Source organism: Nocardia sp. NBC_01730 (assembly GCF_035920445.1).
Lineage (GTDB): Bacteria > Actinomycetota > Actinomycetes > Mycobacteriales > Mycobacteriaceae > Nocardia.
Genome location: NZ_CP109162.1, coordinates 4,490,808 through 4,511,097 on the forward strand (window position 1 = coordinate 4,490,808; position 20,290 = coordinate 4,511,097).

General features: G+C 65.0%; 18 protein-coding genes. 6 read left to right on the top strand and 12 right to left on the bottom strand.

Going from position 1 to position 20,290, the window contains the following annotated elements; all coding sequences use genetic code 11:
- Positions 1 to 26: 26 nt before the first annotated feature.
- Entirely contained in the window at positions 27 to 527 is a 501-nt protein-coding gene (locus tag OHB12_RS18005) for a cupin domain-containing protein (protein ID WP_327109774.1), read from the bottom strand.
- 688 nt (positions 528 to 1,215) lie between these two features.
- Here OHB12_RS18005 and OHB12_RS18010 point away from each other — a divergent pair.
- Positions 1,216 to 1,746 (top strand): hypothetical protein, encoded by a 531-nt coding sequence (locus OHB12_RS18010; RefSeq protein WP_327109775.1) that lies wholly within the window; start codon positions 1,216 to 1,218, stop codon positions 1,744 to 1,746.
- On the top strand, positions 1,746 to 3,038 hold the full coding sequence (locus OHB12_RS18015) for a flavin-dependent oxidoreductase (protein WP_327109776.1): 1,293 nt from the start codon (positions 1,746 to 1,748) through the stop codon (positions 3,036 to 3,038). Before OHB12_RS18010 ends, OHB12_RS18015 begins: the two co-directional genes overlap by 1 nt.
- A 31-nt stretch (positions 3,039 to 3,069) precedes the next feature.
- On the opposite strand, the gene OHB12_RS18020 is transcribed toward OHB12_RS18015, so the two are convergent.
- From OHB12_RS18020 to OHB12_RS18045, 6 genes are all read right to left on the bottom strand, one after another.
- On the bottom strand, positions 3,070 to 3,828 hold the full coding sequence (locus OHB12_RS18020; RefSeq protein ID WP_327109777.1) for a sirohydrochlorin chelatase: 759 nt from the start codon (positions 3,826 to 3,828) through the stop codon (positions 3,070 to 3,072).
- On the bottom strand, positions 3,825 to 5,066 hold the full coding sequence (locus OHB12_RS18025) for a uroporphyrinogen-III synthase (protein ID WP_327109778.1): 1,242 nt from the start codon (positions 5,064 to 5,066) through the stop codon (positions 3,825 to 3,827). Before OHB12_RS18025 ends, OHB12_RS18020 begins: the two co-directional genes overlap by 4 nt.
- A 4-nt stretch (positions 5,067 to 5,070) precedes the next feature.
- Complete coding sequence (gene nirD / locus OHB12_RS18030) at positions 5,071 to 5,472, bottom strand: nitrite reductase small subunit NirD (RefSeq protein WP_327109779.1); 402 nt, start codon at positions 5,470 to 5,472, stop codon at positions 5,071 to 5,073.
- Positions 5,473 to 5,536: 64 nt separating this feature from the next.
- Complete coding sequence (gene nirB / locus OHB12_RS18035; protein ID WP_327109780.1) at positions 5,537 to 8,062, bottom strand: nitrite reductase large subunit NirB; 2,526 nt, start codon at positions 8,060 to 8,062, stop codon at positions 5,537 to 5,539.
- 29 nt (positions 8,063 to 8,091) lie between these two features.
- Positions 8,092 to 9,600: a nitrate/nitrite transporter gene (locus OHB12_RS18040; RefSeq protein WP_442800111.1), complete on the bottom strand. Its 1,509-nt coding sequence runs from the start codon at positions 9,598 to 9,600 to the stop codon at positions 8,092 to 8,094.
- A 281-nt stretch (positions 9,601 to 9,881) separates the two neighbouring features.
- Positions 9,882 to 11,129, bottom strand: a complete 1,248-nt coding sequence (locus OHB12_RS18045; protein ID WP_442799811.1) for an MFS transporter — start codon at positions 11,127 to 11,129, stop codon at positions 9,882 to 9,884.
- 65 nt (positions 11,130 to 11,194) lie between these two features.
- Here OHB12_RS18045 and OHB12_RS18050 point away from each other — a divergent pair, with 65 nt between their 5' ends.
- From OHB12_RS18050 to OHB12_RS18060, 3 genes are all read left to right on the top strand, one after another.
- Positions 11,195 to 11,866 carry a FadR/GntR family transcriptional regulator gene (locus OHB12_RS18050; protein ID WP_327109781.1) on the top strand — a complete coding sequence of 224 codons (672 nt, stop codon included), beginning with the start codon at positions 11,195 to 11,197 and terminating at the stop codon, positions 11,864 to 11,866.
- A 215-nt stretch (positions 11,867 to 12,081) separates the two neighbouring features.
- Positions 12,082 to 13,566 carry a nitrate/nitrite transporter gene (locus tag OHB12_RS18055; RefSeq protein ID WP_327109782.1) on the top strand — a complete coding sequence of 495 codons (1,485 nt, stop codon included), beginning with the start codon at positions 12,082 to 12,084 and terminating at the stop codon, positions 13,564 to 13,566.
- 318 nt (positions 13,567 to 13,884) lie between these two features.
- Positions 13,885 to 14,718 (top strand): NAD(P)H-binding protein, encoded by an 834-nt coding sequence (locus OHB12_RS18060; protein ID WP_327109783.1) that lies wholly within the window; start codon positions 13,885 to 13,887, stop codon positions 14,716 to 14,718.
- Positions 14,719 to 14,749: 31 nt separating this feature from the next.
- Here the strand turns inward: OHB12_RS18060 and OHB12_RS18065 are convergent, their stop codons facing one another.
- On the bottom strand, positions 14,750 to 15,070 hold the full coding sequence (locus OHB12_RS18065; protein WP_327109784.1) for a hypothetical protein: 321 nt from the start codon (positions 15,068 to 15,070) through the stop codon (positions 14,750 to 14,752).
- Between the two features lie 723 nt (positions 15,071 to 15,793).
- On the opposite strand from OHB12_RS18065, the gene OHB12_RS18070 reads away from it, so the two are divergent.
- Positions 15,794 to 16,510: a DUF6333 family protein gene (locus OHB12_RS18070; RefSeq protein WP_327109785.1), complete on the top strand. Its 717-nt coding sequence runs from the start codon at positions 15,794 to 15,796 to the stop codon at positions 16,508 to 16,510.
- 344 nt (positions 16,511 to 16,854) lie between these two features.
- On the opposite strand, the gene OHB12_RS18075 is transcribed toward OHB12_RS18070, so the two are convergent.
- The 4 genes from OHB12_RS18075 to OHB12_RS18090 form a co-directional block, all read right to left on the bottom strand.
- Positions 16,855 to 17,628 (bottom strand): ESX secretion-associated protein EspG, encoded by a 774-nt coding sequence (locus tag OHB12_RS18075; protein WP_327109786.1) that lies wholly within the window; start codon positions 17,626 to 17,628, stop codon positions 16,855 to 16,857.
- A gap of 96 nt (positions 17,629 to 17,724) precedes the next feature.
- Positions 17,725 to 18,312, bottom strand: a complete 588-nt coding sequence (locus tag OHB12_RS18080; protein ID WP_327109787.1) for a hypothetical protein — start codon at positions 18,310 to 18,312, stop codon at positions 17,725 to 17,727.
- A 55-nt stretch (positions 18,313 to 18,367) separates the two neighbouring features.
- Entirely contained in the window at positions 18,368 to 19,150 is a 783-nt protein-coding gene (locus OHB12_RS18085) for a hypothetical protein (RefSeq protein WP_327109788.1), read from the bottom strand.
- Between the two features lie 322 nt (positions 19,151 to 19,472).
- On the bottom strand, positions 19,473 to 20,132 hold the full coding sequence (locus OHB12_RS18090; RefSeq protein ID WP_327109789.1) for a hypothetical protein: 660 nt from the start codon (positions 20,130 to 20,132) through the stop codon (positions 19,473 to 19,475).
- Positions 20,133 to 20,290 lie beyond the last annotated feature (158 nt).

Sequence of the window (20,290 nt, forward strand, 5' to 3'; positions counted from 1 at the left end):
TTATACGTGACGGGCAGGGCCGGGGCTCAGCCGCGTGCGAGTTCCTCATGCCACACCGGGCTGTCGCAGTAGTGGTTGTCGTACAACTCGGAGCTGTCGCGGATCTCCTGAACGGTCGCCTCCCCCCGGTACACACGCTCCAGCAGCCGGTAGTAGTCGAAGCGGTGCAGGCCGGGCGTGAACACCACGAGCAGTTCGGCCTCAGCGCCGGGTGCCGGGGCGAACGCATGCGGCACGGCCGGCGGCACGGTCAGGAAGTCGCCCTGATCGAGGCGGATGATCTTGTCGTCGAGGAGGAAGCGCATAGAACCCTCGAGCACCAGAAACATCTCGGTGGCTTTGGTGTGGAAGTGCGCGGGCGCCCCGGGCGAGCCCTTCGCCAACGTCGCCTTGTTGGCGGTAAGCGCACCGCCCGTGTCACCAGCGTCGGCGAGCAGTGTGATGAGGCTGAGCGCGCCGTCCTGGAGCGTTGCGGCGGTCTCGGAACGGACGATAACTGGGGCGGCGAGGTGTGCGGAACTGGTCATCGAGAACTCCCTAGAGGCTGGCAAGCGGCCTCGTGAGCCGCTCGTCCATGCTGACAAGGAAAATCTACGGAACCAAAAGACCCGCTGCATGGTGCATTCAGGGCTCAGTTTCATGGGTCAATTCGGACTCGGATCAACGAAATGATCCACCGAGTGGACACTTCCGCGTCGGTCACATCAGCAATCAACTCCGCAGCACGCCCGACCGGACGTGCTGACACACCACCGGATACCCCACCAACGCGCGCAACCGCCGCCCGTACCGGATCGGTGCGATAACCCCACCGACACAGAGCGAAGTGACATGCCCCACAGTCACATCGCCGTGCCTGCCGGTGACCGAGAAGAACTGCGCTGCAACCGATCCCCCGACCGAGGCGTAGACATGTTCGTCGAGTTCTGGCCCAAACCGTCGCTCCAGCTGGACGATTCGACCTTCATTCGGGCTTTCATCTCGAGAATCAACCGGCCCCGCAGGCCGATGCCATGAGCAACTACTCCGCGGTCGGCACGGCATCGAAAACTTGTAAATAGACCAGTGGCCACTTTCACGATCAAGCCGCCACACCGCTCGAACCGCAAATCGCAAAGATCAATGGTTACAATAGCTTTCGAGCGGTGTCGATCCTGGCCGGGGGCGCAACGTTCCTACCCATTCAGCTACCAATGATTTCTCCGTGGAGCGCTCATGTCGTTTAACGGCTCGGCAGAGTCTGTTCCTGCCCGTCATGTCGCGGTGACCGAACGGGCGATCCACCCGGATTCCGAGCGGCTGATCAGGCTGTTGCGGGAGAGCGATAGCGCGACCAGGACGCTCGCGGCGTGGACCGGTGGTCCGGTGCTGCTGGAGGTGGTGGACCGGCACGATGACCGGCTTTCCGCCACCGAGTTCGCCGATCTCGATCTCTGGCGGCCGGAACCGGTGCAGCGGCGGAAAATACGCTTGCTGGACAACCGTGATCGCGTGCTTTCCGAGGCTACGGCCACCGTCGTGCTCGGCCGGGTGCCGTATCGTACGGCCCTCGCGCTCCGGGACGGCGACATGCCGTTGGGATTACTACTCGCTCCGTTGCATCCCAAGCGGCACACGCTCAGCGTGGTACGCGGCTCCGGCGACCAGCCCGACAGCCCGCTGTTCGACATCACCGCCCGGCTGGATGTGGGCGGCAGCCCGGTCGCGTTCGTGCGCGAGCGATACCTGCCGCAGGTGCTGCTGTGATGAGCGGGACCGACGCGGGCGTGTTGATCGCCGGTGCCGGGATCGCGGGGCTGACCACCGCGCTCAGCCTGCACGCGGCCGGCGTCGAATGCGTTGTGGTGGACAAGGCGCGGGAACTCACCACCGCGGGCGTCGGCATCAACTTGCTGCCGCACGCCGTGCGTGAACTGACCGAACTCGGTTTCGGCGACGAGTTGGCCGCACTCGGCGTGCCCACGGCCGAGATGATTCATTACGACCGGTTCGGCAACCAGGTCTGGTCTGAGCCGAGAGGCGCCTCGGCGGGTTACCAATGGCCGCAGTACTCCATTCACCGCGGCGAATTGCAGCTGATGCTCTTGCGTGCGGTGACCGAGCGGCTCGGCGTCGACGCGGTACGGACCGGAGTCGCGCTCAGCCACTTCGCCGACACCGGAGAAGAGGTGCGGGTGCACTTGCTCGACCGCCGTACCGGCGAACTGGGATCGTGGCATGGCGACGCGCTGATCGGCGCGGACGGGCTGCACTCGGTGGTCCGCGCTCAGCTGCATCCCGGCGAGGGCCCGCCGATCGGCTCCGGGATCCGGATGTGGCGGGGTACCGCGATACGCCGGCCGTTCCTCAATGGACGGACCATGATCATGGCCGGGTGCAATACGGTGGCGAAGTTCGTCGCGTACCCGATTTCGCCGACTGTCGACGGTCTGGTGACTATCAATTGGGTGGCGGAGGTCCGTCGGCCCGACGAGGGGTTCGCCGCGGACTGGACGGCGCGGGGTCGACTCGACGACGTGCTGCCGCACTTCGCCGACTGGCAGTTCGACTGGCTGGATGTGCCGGAGCTGATCCGGGGCGCCGATTCGATCTTGGAATATCCGATGGTGGACCGGGATCCACTGGCGTACTGGGGTACCGGCCGGGTCACCTTGGCCGGCGACGCGGCACATCCGATGTATCCGATCGGGTCGAACGGCGGATCACAGGCCATCCTGGACGCGCGGGTGCTGGCGTATCACCTGGCGACCGCGCTGGACACGCCGACCGCGCTGGCCGACTACGAACGTGCGCGGCGGAAGACGGTCAACGCGATCGTGCTGGCCAACCGGGAATTGGGGCCGGAGCGCATCTTGCGGACGGTGGCGCAGCGGGCCCCGAACGGATTCGCCCGGATCGAAGACGTGCTGTCCGAACAAGAACTCGCTGCGATCGGCGATGCCTACCGGAGCACCAGCACCAGCGACGCCTCGACGCTGAATACTCGCGCCTCCTGGACTGTGCCGGCTCTCGATGCGAAGACCGCCGCGCCCACGTGACCATCTGCCCGGAAAGACTGGCTGTGCGAACTCAGCGAGCGCGTATCCGGACGACCTCGCGGGCGGCGGCCCGGTAGCGGTCGGCGATGAGCCGGACAACGGCCGGGTGCACGCCGATGGGTTCGGCGACGCCATCGGCGCCCGCTTCGTGCAGACGCTGTTGAAACAGGCCGTGTGCCAGCAGGTACGAGGCGATGAACACCCGTCGCGCCCCCGAGGCACGCAAGTCGGCGACCACCTCCGGTATGCGGGGCGCACCGGTCGCGACATAGCCGATGCGGACCGGGACGCCGAGGCGTTCGGCCAGCAACCCGGCCGCACGCCGAACGTCCTGGCGGGCACGGGCATCCGACGAGCCCGCCGCGGCGAAGACCACCGCGTCACCCGGCTGCCGGCCCGCGGCGTGCAGGCGCATTCTCATGATCCGCGCCAGCGCCGGATCGGGTCCCATGGCCGGCGTGACCACCACCGCGGGATGGGCGCTCTCGGCCACTTCGCGTGGCACGTCCTGGTAGACGTGGTAACCGGAAGCCAGGAACGCCGGAACCACCACCGCGGGAACGGCTTCCCCGGCGGGCGTCACCAGATCGCGCAGCACCTCCGACGGTGAAGGGCCGAGCACGTCGACGAAAGCGGTACGCACCCATGGTGCTTCGCCTGTGTCGGTGCCAGGCCCCGGAATCCCGGCACCGAGTTCCTTCGACACGGCTTCGGCCAGCGACGCGATCATCTGCACACCCTTGGTGCTTCGGGTGCCGTGGGCCACCAGCACCAGGGCGGGCGAGGTCACCAGCTCCCCGCAGCCTGGATGTACCGCGGTGCCCGGGTCGGGATTCCGACACCGGGCACCTGCGGGCCTCCTGCCGCCTGAGGCCGTGGGTTGTTGTCGATGCACTCCGCGGGGTCGAGCGCGAGCCGGTATCCGCGTTTGACCACGGTCTGAATCGCTTTCGGCGTGCCGAGCCCGGCTCGGAGGCGGGCGATGGCGGTCTCCACCGCGTGCGTGTCGTCGCCGCCGCCGGGCAGCGCGGCGAGCAGGTCCTCGCGGGAGACGACCCGGCCGGGCTGCCTGGCCAACGAGCGCATCAAAGCCATCGGCGCGGGCGCGAGCTGGCGCACCTGACCATCGACCACCACGCAGGCGCCCCGCACGCTGATGTTGTGACCCGCGGCGTGGATTCGGTTGGCGCGCCTCGGTAGTTCCTCGGCGACGTGGCGGGCCAGCGCACCGAGCCGAGCCCGGCCCGGCATCGAGGTGGGCACCCCGAGCTCTTCCAGCGGCGCCGCCGTGATCGGCCCGACGCACGCGGGCAGCACCCGGCCGCGCAGCGCGTACAGCAGACCTTCGAGTAGCCCGGTCTCCTTGGCGCGCATCAACATCGACGCGACCGCGGGCGCGCTGGTGAAGGTGACGCAGTCCAGGCTGGAAGTGACGATGGACTCGATCAGCTGATCCATCGGCCCCCGGTTGTCCGGCGGAACCCAGCGATACACCGGGACCGGCACGACATCCGCACCAGCGCAACGCAGTACCTCACAGAAGTCGGGCACCGGCTCCCACTCGGTGGTCGCGCCGTGCAGCTGCACCGCGATCCGGACGCCCTCCACGCCCTCGGCGAGCAGGTGGTCGAGCACCTCCGCGGAGGACTCCGAGGCGGGCGACCATTCCTCACGCAGTTCAGCGGCGCGGATGGCACCCTTCGCCTTCGGGCCGCGCGCGAGCAGCCGGGTGACGCCGAGCGTGCCACGCAGATCCTCGGCCAGTCCCCAGCCTTCTGCCGCCTCCATCCACCCGCGGAAACCGATGCCGGTGGTGGCCACGGTGATCCGAGGTGGATCGGCGACGAGCTGCCTGGTGACTCGCTCCAGCTCGGTGTCGTCGGCCAGCGGGATGATCCGGATGGCCGGTGCGGACACGGTGCCCGCCCCTCGCCGTTCGAGCAGCGTGGCGAATTCTTCGGCCCGTCTGGCGGCTGTGATGCCGACCGTGAACCCGGCCAGGCAGGCGCCCGTGTCAAGAGTTGTCATGCCGTCATCCATCCGAGGAGACGAGCCCGGATGGCACCGGCTCGTTGGAAATCGAAACAATGCCGTCGTCCACGCGCACCGCGTACACCGGCAGCATCGCCGATTCGTCGTCCAGGCAGCGCCCGTCGACCAACGAGAACCCTTGCTTCAACAAGGGCGAGGCCACGACGGGCACGCCACCGCGATCCCCGACGATACCGCGCGACATGACCGCGGCCCGCCCGATCGGGTCGATATTGCCGACGGCGTAGAGCATGCCGTCGTTCAGCAGGAACAGCGCGGCCTGTCGGCCGCCTCTCAGCAACACCGCAACGCCGCGGCCGGGAATCAGGTAGTCGAGCCGGCATGCCTGCGTCCACCCAGTGGTGGTTGCTGCAGCGATGCCAGGGGTATCGATCACGGTCATCGGTGTCATCCTCCAAACGCCATACTCATTCGTAGCGACGTTCTGTTTCCGTGCGGTTAAGCGGTCATTTCCCCGGCGTGGCAACAGGCACTTCCGGAAGTCCAAGCAGGACGGGAACCTTCCGCTCCCCGGTTTCGTCGAAGGAAATCGTCGGATCGGCCTCCTCCGGGGCGTTGACGAACGAGACGAAGCGAGACAGCTTCTCTTCGTCTTCCAGCACCGCGGCCCACTCGTCGCGGTAGCCCGCGACATGCTGGGCCATCGCCACCTCCAGATCCTCGGCGATGCCGAGGCTGTCCTCGCAGATCACCTGCTGGAGGAATTCGATACCGCCTTCGAGCGCCTCCTGCCACGGCGCGGTGCGCTGCAGACGATCGGCGGTACGGATGTAGAACATCAGGTAGCGGTCGATGTACTTGATCAGCGTCTCGTCGTCGAGGTCGCCCGCGAGCAGCACCGCGTGCTTCGGGGTGAGTCCGCCGTTGCCGCCGACGTACAGGTTCCAGCCGTTCTCGGTGGCGATCACACCGACATCCTTGCCGCGTGCCTCGGCGCATTCGCGCGCACAGCCGGAGACAGCAAGCTTCAGTTTGTGCGGCGAGCGCAGGCCTCGGTAGCGCTTCTCCAACAGCACGGCCATGCCGACCGAATCCTGCTGGCCGTAGCGGCACCAGGTGGAGCCGACGCAGCTTTTCACGGTGCGCAGCGACTTGCCGTACGCGTGGCCGGATTCCATGCCCGCGTCGACCAGCCGCTTCCAGATCAGCGGCAGCTGCTCCACGCGCGCGCCGAACAGGTCGATGCGCTGGCCGCCGGTGACCTTGACATACAGGCCGAACTCCTTGGCCACCTCGCCGATGGTGATCAGCTGCTCGGCGGTGACCTCGCCGCCCGGCATCCGGGGCACCACCGAATAGGTGCCGTTCTTCTGCAGGTTGGCCAGGAAGTGGTCGTTGGTGTCCTGCAGCGCGGCCTGCTCCCCGTCGAGGATGTGGTCGCTCGAGGTGGAGGCGAGGATGGAGGCGACGGTCGGCTTGCAGATGTCGCAGCCGGTTCCCTTGCCGTACTTGGCGGTCAGGGCCGAGAAGGTGCGGATGCCGGTAACCTGGACGATCTGGAACAGCTCGGCACGCGACTGCTCGAAGTGCTCGCACAGCGCCTTGGACATCTCCACGCCGGACTGCTCGAGCAGCTTCTTGAGCATGGGAACGCAACCGCCGCAGGAAGTTCCGGCGGTGGTGCACTGCTTGATGCCGGGGATGTCGCAGGCGCCGTCCGCGATCGCCCCGCAGATCGCGCCCTTCGTCACGTTATTGCAGGAGCAGATCTGCGCGTCGTCCGGCAGCGCGTCCGCACCGAGCTCCGCGCCGGCAGGTGAGATCAGCGCGGCCGGTTCGGCGGGCAGCGGACGGCCGACCAGCGGGCGCAGCGCCGAGTAGGCGGAGGCGTCGCCGACCAGGATGCCGCCGAGCAGGATCTTCGCGTCGTCGGAGACGACGAGTTTGGCGTAGGTGCCTTTGGCCGCGTCGTGCAGCACGACCGAGAGCGCACCCTCGGTGCTGCCGTGCGCGTCGCCGAAGCTGGCCACGTCGACACCGAGCAGCTTGAGCTTGGTCGACATGTCCGCGCCGGGGAATTCGCCCGCGCCGCCGAGCAGTCGGTCCGCGACGATCTCGGCGGTGCTGTATCCCGGCGCGACCAGCCCGTAGCACACGCCCTCCACGGCGGCGCATTCGCCGATGGCCCAGATGTTCGGGTCGGAGGTCCGCAGCCCGAGGTCGGTGATGATGCCGCCGCGGGGGCCGACCTCGAGGCCCGCGTCGCGGGCGATCTGGTCGCGCGGGCGGACACCGGCGGAGAACACCACCAGCCCGGCTTCGATCACCGACTCGTCCGACAGCGTGACCTGCACACCCTGGCCGGCCGCCTCGATCGAGGAGGTGCCGACACCGGTGTGCACGCGCAAGCCGAGATCGGTGATCAGCCGCTCCAGAATGGCGCCGCCCCCCTCATCCACCTGGGCGGGCATCAGTCTGGTGTTGTACTCGACCACGTGCGGGGTGAGCCCGAGCAGTCGCAGCGCGTTCGCGGCTTCCAGGCCGAGCAGCCCGCCGCCGACCACCACGCCCGACGTGCCGGGTCCTGCGGCTTCGGCGGCCGCGCGAATGCCGTCCAAGTCCTCGATGGTCCGGTAGACGAAGCACTGCGGGTGGTCGTGGCCCGGCACCGGCGGCACGAACGGGTAGGAGCCAGTGGCCAGCACGAGCGCGTCGTAGGCGAGGATGTCACCCGCCGACGTGGTCACCTTGCGCGCCGCGCGGTCGATCGACTCGGCGCGCTGGCCGAGTCGCAGCTCGACCAGGTCGTCACCGGCGTATTCGTTGCCGGGCAGCGCGAGCGCGCTCGCGTCCCAGGTGCCGACGTAGGACGACAGACCGACCCGGTCGTAAGCGGGCAGCTGCTCCTCGCTGAGGATGACGACCTGCCACCTGCCTTCGGTGTCACGCGAGCGCAGCGCCTCGACGAACCGGTGCCCGACCATGCCGTGGCCGACGACCACCGCGGTCTTGCGATCGACTGTGGGGTTCATCTGTTGGTCCTCCTGGACTGGATCGAAGGTCAGGCGCGGGGCGACGAGCCGGCGGACCGGGCCGAGCGGGCGGCCTCGGCGTCGAGCACGAACGCCTCGGCCTGCACCACGACATCAGGGTCGGCGGCGACGGCGCGCGCACCGGGGCGGCGCAGGAAGACCGCCCAGACCACCAGCGCGCAGGCCACGTAGAAGGCCGTGAACACCCAGAACGCCGTGGTCGCCGAGGCAGTGGAGGCGTACGAGGAGCGCAGCACGAGGTTGATGGCGACGCCGCCGAGCGCGCCGATGGCGCCGACGAAACCGATGAGCGCGCCGGAGGTGTTCTGCGACCACGCGGCCCGCGCGGCGGTGGTGCCGTCCAGGCTCTTGGACTTCGCCTCGAACACCGACGGAATGATCTTGGTGACCGATCCGTTGCCGATACCCGAGAGCACGAACAGCGCGATGAATCCGACGACGAGAGCGGTCATCACCGGGCCGCTCGCCACACCGCCGTTACGGTCGGCCATGGTGCTGGCCGTCGCGACGAGCACCGCGGCCGCCATCATGGCGCCGAACACGAACAGGGTGACCCGGCTTCCGCCGATCCGGTCGGCCAACTTTCCGCCGTAGGGCCGGGCCAGCGAACCGAGCAGCGGACCGACGAACGCGATCTGGGCGGCGTGCAGTGTGGCCTGCGCGACGGTGTCGCCGCCGGCCTTGAAGCTGATCTGCAGCACCTGGCCGAAGGCGAAGCTGTAGCCGATGAACGAGCCGAACGTGCCGATGTAGAGGAACGCGATCGCCCAGGACTGTGGCACCTTCAGCGCGGTGAGCATGTACGACAGATCAGCCTTCTGATTGGGCAGGTTGTCCATGTACAGCGCGGCGCCGAGACCGGCGAGCGCGACGAGCACCAGGTAGACCGCGCAAATCAGCGAGGCGTAGCCGTTGCCGAGCGTCGCGATGACCAGCAGGCCGATCAGCTGGATCACCGGAACGCCGATATTGCCGCCGCCTGCGTTCAGGCCGAGCGCCCAGCCCTTCAGCCGCTGCGGGTAGAAGGCGTTGATATTGGTCATCGAAGAGGCGAAGTTGCCGCCGCCGAACCCCGCGAACGCCGCGACCACGAGGAACGTCCCATACGGCGTACCGGGCTGGTTGACGAAGTACAGCGTGAGCAACGTCGGGATCAGCAGCAGGACGGCACTGAAGACCGTCCAGTTGCGCCCGCCGAACCGCGCGGTCGCGACGGTGTAGGGAATCCGCAGAAACGCGCCGATCAGCGTAGGCATCGCGACCAGGAAGAACTTGCCCGCGGCGTCGATGCCGAACTTGTCGGCCGGCATGAACAGCACCATCACCGACCAGATCGACCAGACCGAGAATCCCACATGCTCGGCGATGACCGACCAGATCAGGTTGCGCTTGGCGATGTCCTTGCCGCCCGCTTCCCAGGCCGCGACATCCTCGGCATCCCAATGCTCGATGTGCGGCCGCCGGATCGTCGTCCGTCCCAGCGCTCCCAAGCGGTTACGCGTCAGCGTGCTCAACAGGGCCTCCCAAAATCGGTTGGCCCCCACGGTAGAAAACGGGTATTGCCGAAATGCTGCGCGAAATGACCGTCAAATCAACGGTTGCTCACGATTACCCGCGCCCCAGGGTGAGTTCCGGCGAATGTTTCCGGCATGTGACACAACGATTTCCGTGCGTCAACAAATGGCCGATTCCGAATTCGGCAGCCGGTGAGATGTGACGCGCAGAGCATGCTCCGGTTCGCACAGCCACGCAACCCGAGCGGTGAGATTGCGGCGCACCGAAATCGCACCGTCGAATATCACCAGGTGTCTTCGAGCATTCGCGGTTTGCATGCCTGCCAGGCGCCCGCCAACAGGACAAGCACCGCGACACCGAGCAGCGCGAACGGTGCGAGCCAGCCGCCGGTCGCCGTGTGCAGGATGCCGAACAGCAGCGGACCGGCGCACGCCACGGCGTAACCGACGCCCTGGGTGAAACCGGACAGCGCGGCCGATCCGCCCGCCGTGCGGGTGCGCAGGTTGATCAGCGTCAGCGCCATCGGGAAGGTGCTCGGGCCGAGGCCGAGCAGCACGACCCACAGGATGGTCGCGCCCATCGGCGCGATCAGCAGCCCCGCGAAAGCGACGAAGTACAACACCGCGCAGGCCACCACGACGAAGAACGGATTGCGGAATCGGGCGACCACCGTCGGCGCGGTGAGCGCCGCGACCAGACCGACCACGGCGAACAGCCCGACCATCGCGCCGCCGAACCCGGCACCGGCGCCCGCCTCACTCAGAATCTTCGGCAGCCAGGCGAAGATGGCGTAGGTGGTCAGCGAGGTCATACCGAACATGCCGGACATGCCCCAGGCGATCGGCGAGCGCCAGACCCGTCCGGTGCGCGGTGCGGGCGCGGCCGTCGTGTCCGTGCGGTCGCGTCCGCGCCGGTCGCGCAGTACCCCGAGCCACGGCACCGCCGCCGCGAAACCGAGCAGCGACCACACGCCGATGGAGACCCGCCACCCGTGCGCGTCGGCGAGGGGGACCGCGGTGAACGCGGGCACGACGGTGCCCAGTTGCACCATCATGATGTACAGCGAGCTGGTGACGGCGAGGCGATCCGGAAAGTACCGCTTCAGCAGCGGCGGGATCACCACATTGCCGATGCCCATGCCCGCGAGCGCAAGGGCGGAGAAGGCGAGCAGTTCCCCGGTGCCGGACGCCAGCACCCGGATCAGCATGCCCGCGCCCGCCATCAGCATGGCGGTCAGCGCGGTGCGCTCCAGCCCGAGACGGCGGGCCAGCACCGGGGTCAGCAGTCCGGACAGCGCGAACATGGCGGTCGGGATCATCCCGAAGACGCCGACCACGGCGGTGCCGTAACCGATCTCGGCACCGATCCGCTCGGCGAGCGGGCTGAACGCGGTGACGGCGACCCGTAGGGTGAGCGCCGACATCACAATGGCAGCGAGGACCAGCAGGCGGCCCTCCGTCAGCGCGCGTCGACGGCGCTCGACCAGGACGGATTCCTGGCGAGCCTGAGTATCCGGAAGGGTCGCAGTCACCGACAAATCATAGGATGACCGGATGATGAGCGGCAACGGTTTGTGACGGGCGGTACCCTGTCGGAGTGCAACCCGTCCGGCGAACCAGCCTCATCGCTCAGGTGACCGAGCAGCTGCGTGCCGAAATTCGTTCCGGCCGTTGGCCGATCGGCTCCCGAATTCCCACCGAACCAGAGCTCACCGAGCTCACCGGCACCGGCCGAAACACCGTGCGCGAAGCCGTCCAGGCCCTCGTGCACGCGGGCATGCTGGAACGTCGGCAAGGCTCGGGCACCTATGTGATCGCAGCCTCCGATCTCGGTGGCACTCTGGGAAAATACTTCGCCGACGCCGAGGAACGCGACATCCTGGAGCTCCGCCTGGCACTGGACACCACCGCCGCCGGGCTGGCGGCGCGCCGCCGCGACGACACCGACATCGCGAACCTGCTTCGCCTGCTCGGCGAACGCGACAAGGTATGGGAGGACGACCCGACCGCCGCGATCGCCGCGGATGTCGAACTGCACCGCGCGATCGTGGTCGCGAGCCACAACACGGTGTACCTCGAGTTCTACGATTCGCTGCTGCCTATCATCGAACAAGTAATCCGTGCACGGACTTTGAAGTCCGGCGACTCCTATCCGGAAGAGCACGCCGAATTGGTGCACGCGGTGATCGATGGCGATCCCGAGCGATCCGCGTCGGCGGCAAGGTGCTTTCTCAACTCCTTGATCGCGGAGTATCCGGACGCGCGATAACGGCGAAATCGAGGCTCGCGAGGACACCAGGTAACCAAGTGGTCACCATCGGAATATTCCCGATGTGAGTCGGATTTGCCTGGAACGTCACGGAGGGCCACCGGTACGCAACAACCGGCTCATACCTTTGTCTCGACCGTAGCTAGGCACTCGACAGCCGCCGGCGGCGCTTTCGCCGCGATGAGGGCCGGTCGAGCCGAATCGAGAGGAAGCCGATGACCGCCGTAGCAGCTGCCACCGGCCAGCAGTCGCCGACAACGACTTTCGAGTACCGCAAACGCGGACGCTGGCTCGACCACTGGGACCCGGACAACACGGAATTCTGGGAATCCGGGGGCGCGAAGACCGCCCGCAAGAATCTGCTCTTCTCGGTGTTCGCCGAAAACCTCGGCTTCAGCGTCTGGGTCATCTGGGGCACCGTGGTCACCAGCATGGGCGCCGCGGGCTTCGACTTCCTGGCCGGACTCGGCAAGGGCAACCCGACCGCGGTGAGCAACGCGCTGCTGCTGACCTCGACGCCGACCCTGGTCGGCGCGGCCCTGCGGATCCCGTACACGTTCGCCATTCCCAGGTTCGGCGGCCGGGCGTTCACCGTGTTCAGCGCGGGAATGCTGCTCGCGCCGACCCTCGGACTGGCCTACTTCGTCAACCAGCCCGGGACGCCGATGTGGGTGTTCATGGTGCTGGCCGCACTTGCCGGCGTCGGTGGCGGCAATTTCTCCTCCTCGATGGCCAACATCAATTTCTTCTTCCCGGAAGGGAAGAAGGGCGCGGCACTCGGCATCAACGCCGCGGGCGGCAACCTCGGCGTCGCGCAGACCCAGCTGGTGCTGCCACTGGTGATCACCCTCGGCACGCACATCATGGCAAAGGACCCCGCAGGCTACCGCTTCGGCATCACGCTGTCGGTGCTGGTCTGGGTGCCGTTCATCCTCGCCGCCGCGTTCGGTGCGCTGCGTTATATGGACAGCATCAGCACCGCCAAGTCCGACGGTAGGTCCTACCGGCTCGCGCTCACCAATCGGCACACCTGGGTGATGGCGATCCTGTATATCGGCACCTTCGGCTCGTTCATCGGCTTCTCCTTCGCCTTTCCGACGCTGATCAAAGCCAACTTCCCGGATCTGGCCAAGATCGGCTGGATCACCACGCTCGGCAACCTCGCCTTCCTCGGCGCGCTGGTCGGCTCGTTCAGCCGTCCGTTCGGCGGCTGGGTGTCCGACAAGGTCGGCGGCGCCAGGATCACCCTGTATGTGTTCGGTGGCATGGCGGTTTCGGTCGCGCTGATCATGGCCGCGCTGCAAATCAAGAGCTTCCCGCTGTACCTGATCGCGTTCCTGCTGCTGTTCGTGCTGACCGGCGTCGGCAACGGCTCGACCTACCGGATGATCCCGACCATCTTCAGCGCGGAGTCCAAGAAGTACGCCGCCGAGCACGGTCTCGACCTGACCGAATCCGCCGCCTCGGCCAAGCGTCAGGCAGGTGCCGCGATCGGCGTCATCGGCGCGGTCGGCGCCTCCGGTGGCTGGCTGTTGCAGCAGGCTCTTCGCCTGTCCAACACGCACTACCACAGCATGGCGCCCGCGTTCTGGGCCTACGCCGGGGCGTTCCTGGTGATGGCCGGCGTCACGTGGTGGTTCTACCTGCGGTCCTCGTTCGCCATCCAGCGCGTCCCTTCGCTGGCCTACGCGAACGTGTAACCGCCGCAGTGTGTCTCGCGATCCACATACCGCGGGGCACGGAGCGCAATGGCCGCCGAGACCTTCCGGCAGGCACGCGCCCACCGCACAGAGACCGAACGTCCGCCGAGTCGCCCGGGTGTAATCCCGGGTCCGGCAACGGGTCCCGGCCTGCACCGGGACGACGGCGGACGTTCGGTTTCGTCGTGTCTTGCCTCGCCGAGCGTGTCGGAGCGTCCACCACGATCACCCCCGCCGATCTCGTCTCCTTGACCTCGATCCCAATTGAGGTTTTAACGTATCCGCCAGTTGATCACTGCGGACGGGAGAAAGTCGCTCATGATTCTCGTAACGGGAGCCACCGGAAATATTGGACGTGCCCTACTCAAGGAGTTGGACGAGTGCGGTGCAGGGCCGCTGAGAGGTCTCACTCGCGACAGTGCCCTGGCCTCGTTCCCAGCGGGGGTCGAGGTCGCCGAGGGCGACTTCACCGACGCCGCTTCGCTGAAGTCATCCTTGGCGGGGGTGCGCTCGATGTTTCTGGTGTCGCGGCTCGGATCGGATGCCGACATCCTCGACGCCGCCCGCAGGGCAGGTGTCGAGCATGTGGTGCTGGTGTCGTCCATTACCGTCCAGACTCATCCCCACCTCGGCCCCGCTGCCGAAAACCTGGCTGTCGAGCGGTTGCTCGAGGCCAGCGGTATGGACTGGACAATTCTGCGTCCGACGCAGTTCGCCTCCAACACCTTGTTGTGGGCTGCCGCGATCCGTGAGCGCCGCCCGGTCCAGGTGCCGTACGCCGATGTCGGGCTGCCCACGATCCATCCCGCGGATATCGCCTCGGTGGCGCGGGTGGCGCTCACCGAGTCCGGTCACCGCGGCCGACGGTATGCCCTGACCGGTCCTGAGCACGTGACTGCCCGCCAGCAGGTCGCGACTATCGCTGCGGCACTGGGCCGGCAAGTACCGTTCGCCGAGATCAGCCGGAAGCAGGCCCGGACGGAAATGATTGCGGTCTTCGGGGAAGAGGCGGCTGATGCGGTGCTCGACCTAACGGGCGGGGATGTCAACGACGAACTGCTCGAGGTGCGCGATACGGTCGCACGAATCACCGGCTCACCTGCCAGGCCATTCGGTCAGTGGGTTACGGAAAACGCCGCAGTGTTTCGTTGAGCACCCCGATACCGATAGCTTCGGTGCACCGTCACACCGGCAACTCACAGACGTGTGCGCGGCCGCGAGCGGCCATCACGTCGAGCAGGCACGTACGCGGCGTCGCCATCCCCGCCAGGTGCCCGCACAGCGTGAACACCATGTGTGCCTCTGCGCGGCGACACTCATCTATCAGATCTATGAATGCTTGCGGCAAGGTCGCGTCTCGCGGCGCCCGTTCGTGGAAGACAGCCGCGAGTTGGTATCCCTGTTCGCGAGCGAAGGCCTGCATCCGCTGCTCGCACGTGGTCAACACATGTCCGGCAAGGTCCAACCGGATGTACCCGTACGCCAATGGCAGGTTCACACTCATGAGTTGCCGCCCCCGGTCCGAATGGGCGCCATCCGCAACCCCGAGCGCTCCGCCCCCTCGCACAGCGTGTAGAGCAACATTCGTCTCAACCTCGCAACGTTCTGACAGATCGTCACCGGTCGGCTCGCACATCGTGCCGACTCGGTGACTCTAGCGGTCAATCGAGTCGAGGCCAGCATGGCCGACTACGTGGCAGCGCCGCATCGGTAGTCCATAGGTACCCGGGCAGCGGCAGCCTTCCTGAGCTGGGGCCGCCAGTTTGCAGAGGGTCACGAATACGAGCAAACAGCCGGCCAGGATGTGGCGCGCGATCCGTAGCGACAACCGGTGTCGTTGATCGCGAAGAATGGCCGATAGCAAGATGGCTTGCTCGCGCCAACAGATGACCCGACCTGCTCCGGATAGCTGGCGGTGTACCGGAAGACTAAGCTCGGACGGTATGTCGGCCGAGCGCCGAGAACGGATCGAGGGACGCGCAGGTGGCCGCGATCTTCCAAAAACTATTCATCACCTCACGAAACGACATCATCAAACTTGTTCCCGAAGGCCAGATCGCTCGACTCCGGTCCGAAGGGGCGAAGCAGCCACTCTGGACGAACGAAAGGCGGTCTCGGCCACGGCTGCGGTGATCGATGCCGGAACAATGCAGCCTGGACCGCCCGACGTGTCCGCAGTCCCCTCGTGCTATCTCCAGGTGGGGAAGCGGAAGATAATGTGGCGGACATGACGGAATCCTCTTTTTGGGACGCCCCCTCGGACGCGGACGTGGTCCGCAACGGCGAATACGGCCTGACCATCGTCCACCCCGAATTCCTGGCGGACGCGACCGATCTCCCTGCTCATGTCCCGGCCGAGGCCCGCCGATTCGCTGAGTCCTTCGGCACCATCGACACTGTCCTCGAAGACCTGGGAACTGTCCCCGCGACCGATGGCGTATCCGCAGGCACCCGCGCGGACCTGGAACTGGTGCAGGTCGGATGCTGGGGAAACGTCACTGCGATCACCGACCCCGGCCTAGTGCACTGCAACGGCATCTACCCGGTCGAGGAAGAAGCGGAATCTCTCGCTGAGCGCTTCCCCGGAGCTGTGATCATCGCCTCGTGCACCATCGACTACAACATGACCTACGGCGCCTGGAAGATCATCCACCCCAATGGGACACGACTGTTCGCCGCCGGCTGGCACGGAGAAGACGACTGGGACTACAACGGATCCCCAACCGAGGTGGCCGCCGCCTTCGGTATCACCGCAGAGGAACTGTCCGAAGGGGATATCGACATGAATGCCGCCGTCGACGTCTTCGACTGGGAAGGCTTGTGCGACCTCGCCCTCGGGAAGGTCGCACCCCTCGACTACACCGGCCGCACCGTGTCCGTCTTCCGCGTGAAGCACACCGAAGACGCCACCGGCAACATGGAAGAGATCTGGCTCGAAAGGTAACACGGTCCTGGAACATCACTCGGGCATGGACCGACCCGGACTGAGGCCAACGACGGTCGTCATCCGAAGATTTGAATGGCCGAAGCGCAGCTGCTGACGGAAACCCCGACGGCCACCGCAAGGCCGATACCCCCGATGAGCCTTGTCTTGGAGCACATTCGCCGAAATCTAGCACCGGCGAGGTCGTGCCCGGCTGTTCCCCCGCCGTGGTCGATCGCTTGGATCACCCCGGGCAGGAATGGATTCAGGCATCAGCTGAGATCGTCGCCGAGCGAAGGCCAGGATTGTGGTCGTCCGCGCCACCCCAGTCCAGCGCATCCGTCATCACCATCCCGGCACGATGGTCAGTACGGCAGGTGAACGCCGTCGCGCACTTCCGTGACTGTCCGGGCGATCATCTGCTGCAAGGTGGCGGTGATCCGTTCGGCGGTGGTGGGTTTGATGGTCAACGTGTGGGTGCCGAACGTGACATAGCGGCCGTCATTCTCGACATCGTTGACCTGAAAATCCTTGCGACCGTGTGTATGTCGATTGTCCACGCTGCCCATCGCGTAGACACCGACGTGGCCGATCAAGGTCATCGCGCGGGTGAAGAACTGCTCGAACTCCTCCCGCGGTGTCGGCCGCCAGGTATCTCGAACCGGCGGCCGTGGCCGCCCCAACTCCTCAGCCGAAACCTCCACTTGCTTACCCCGCCCCGCGGCGCAACCGGGGAGCACATCGACCACCGCCCGCGCTACCTCACCTGTGGGCAGCAACGTCAACATCACATCACCGCCGTTCTCGTGGTCCGGACCCGGTTCCTGCACCGCGACCGCACCGTGCTGGTAGTACACCCCGGCATGCGCCCGCAGCTTGCGGTCCCGGCGGGCTCCGACGAACCCTGCGAGTTCCACCCGAGCCTCCGGCGCCAGCAGCACTTCGACCGCGCGCAGCAGATCATCGCCGATTTGCGGGCGCAGCGACTGCGCCGCCGTCTGCCGCAACCGCAGACTTTCCGACCGGAACTCCGTCGTGTGCTGGTGCTGCAACGGATAGGGCAACACGTCCCGGCCGGTGGACTCCCACAGGGTCCGGAATTCGAGCGCGCTGAACCGCCAGCTCTGCACTTCAGGCATGGGTGATGTCCTTATCGCGCTGGGGTGTCACAGACTGCTCAGGATGAGCCCACTCTGGCAGACGACCTGCTGTTCTCCCTTGCCCGCGAGCCTCCCTCATCGCGTGCATCCTGCGCACAGGTCGACTTCCCATATCGCCAGCTCAGACTGCCGAGAGGGAGTTCCGTCCCACCGATGGCTCTGGAAGTTCTTGTCGCTGAGGAAAGCTCGATACGGCGGATGGTTGGAACCCCAATTGGTGACAGACAGTTCGGCTGTGCGCTGTGCGACTTCGGCGCCTTTCAGCGCATGAGCGATATCGGTAGCGGCTGCGCGAAGATCGTCAGGACCGGTTGAGCCGGGAACGGTGAGGTCGACACGGACGGATATTTTCCCGGGCTGATCATGAATGTCGTCCATGTCCGCTGCAAAAAAGCACGTGCCAGCCGGAAATTGCATCTTCGCCATTACCGCCGTCAGTTGCTTCTCATCCTGATCGTGCGACACCGCGTCCTGCACAGCGACGCACTCGACTGCTCCGACCGGCGGCTTAGGAATCGGAACCATCGTCGCGCTCGGGTTATTGTCCGAACTGCAGCCGATGAGTGCGCCCGAGGCAGCAGTAACCACGGCGATCGAGGCAATTCTCAACAAAGAATATCGAGCGAAAAAAACTACCGGCGTGACGTGGCTTTCTTGGCACACTTGACTGTCTCGCTTTCGGGATCTATATAAATAAAATTGGATGTAGAGTCCACGGTCACTGGGCCAATTTCCATTCATCTTTATCATCGAATCCATCGGCAACCGAATCCGGCCAGTGATCCTTGCCGTCCGTTCCAGTAGGAAATCCGGGTGGATGGTTGACTATGTTCTTGAGTTCGTTCGACGATATAAACACCTTCGATTGAAGTTCGAAGAAGCTTGTGATAGCCCCGGCGACAAGTTCAACGGCAGTAACTATGGCGTCGTTGAACTTGTCTATCCCCCAGGGGGCTCCGGCAACGGATGCTATCCCCCCCAAGGCAATTCCCAGTTGGGCAAGCAGTGTCGCCAATTTGTCGATGATTTGCTTGTAGAAATTCCGACCTTCAGCTGCTAGAGTAAGCAGTTCCGCGTGAACTTTTTGGCACATTTCCGCTATATTGGTCATAGCGGTCGCCTGATAGTTGCGTGATTCTTTGAACTTTGTATACGCAGTTCCGTCCCAGTGCCCTTCCATGTTTACTTTGGAATCGTTTTGACGATTATTGACCTGAGAGACGCTATTTCCCACCTGCTGCCACTTGGCCGCGTAGTCTATGAACAAGAACGGAGCGGCTATTCCTTCAGCAGCTTCTTCGAGTTTCTCCAGCAGCGTTTTAAGATTTTCTTGCGCCTCATCTCTGACATCGGTATACATCCAGTAGGCTTGCGTCCACGCCCATTTCAGCTTGTCGAACTTATCGTTCAGCTTAGCCGGTTGCTTTTTGACCTCATCAACCTTCGCCCTGAAGCTCTCGACGATTCCATCCAGTTCTTCTTTGGTTGTGGTATCGCCCATTATATTGTGAAATCCATTTCTCCAGCGAGCTTGTGAGTGCTTTGCTCTTGTTCTGTTTGCTGTTGTTCGTAGGTGCTTGCTACAGTGTGTAGGGCGTTTCCAACCTGCTCAGCCGCAGCAGCCCCTTCCCACAGACGGTCCTGAATGTACGCGGCCGCCAGGGAATACGAGCTCCATGCGCCAGCGAAAAGCCCGAACTGTATCGCCGATTATTTCAGCTCATTAATCGATGTGGCCGCATTTCGCAATCCCGGGGCAACATCAGTGATCCACGCCTTGGACGCATTCTCGAGAAGCTGGAGTTCTACTTTTAGCTCGGTCATCAGATTTCATTTCGCATTAATTGTTGTTCATGCCGGACCAAGCGATCCGTCAGCTCTTGGTCGGTCTCTTGATCCAGGTAGATATCCCGGACCAGTTTTGCCTTCTTCGCTCGAACCTGATCGCAGCATTCCAGGATGTCTTGCGCAATGGCGGTCCCGTGTACAGTCGTTGCCCAGCTTGTGTCGATGGCGATCGAAAGAAGGGTGGACCGCGTGGCGGTGACTGTTAGACCAGGCTCGTCATATTGGTTGTATCCGGGGCCGTGCACCGTGTATGCAGTATCGAGGTACAGGCTGTTCCATACTGCATGGAATTCGTCATAGGTGCGCTGCTGTAAGAGCAGTGGTACGACTTCACGTAAGGATGGCCAACTCGAACGCGGTCGTATGCCGTTCTCGACAAGGCGAACTGCCAGCTCATAGACTGCATAGTGATAGGCGTCCATGATCGACTTGCCGTACTGCGATGGCTCGAATGCGTCTTTCCATCGACGGCTCAACTTGATGTTTGTCGGTAGGCGATCGTCACCGACTTCCACGTCAACTAGAGAAGATCTTTGTGGCGGCGTGAACACAACTTCGCTGGAGTTTCCATTCGGAACTTGATAGTCATCCATATCATCCGGATCGTCGCCATAGAGGTATTGATTCGAGGCCATACATACTCCTTTCCAATCTATTCGAGGCGCCGACCGAGTCGATGCCGAATGTGGGCAGTTTCGATGAACTGGCTGTCGTGTACTGCGACGGATAGAGCAGCACTTCGCGGCAGGCGACTCCCTCATAGTCCGGAATTCGAGCGAGGTGAACGGCAAGC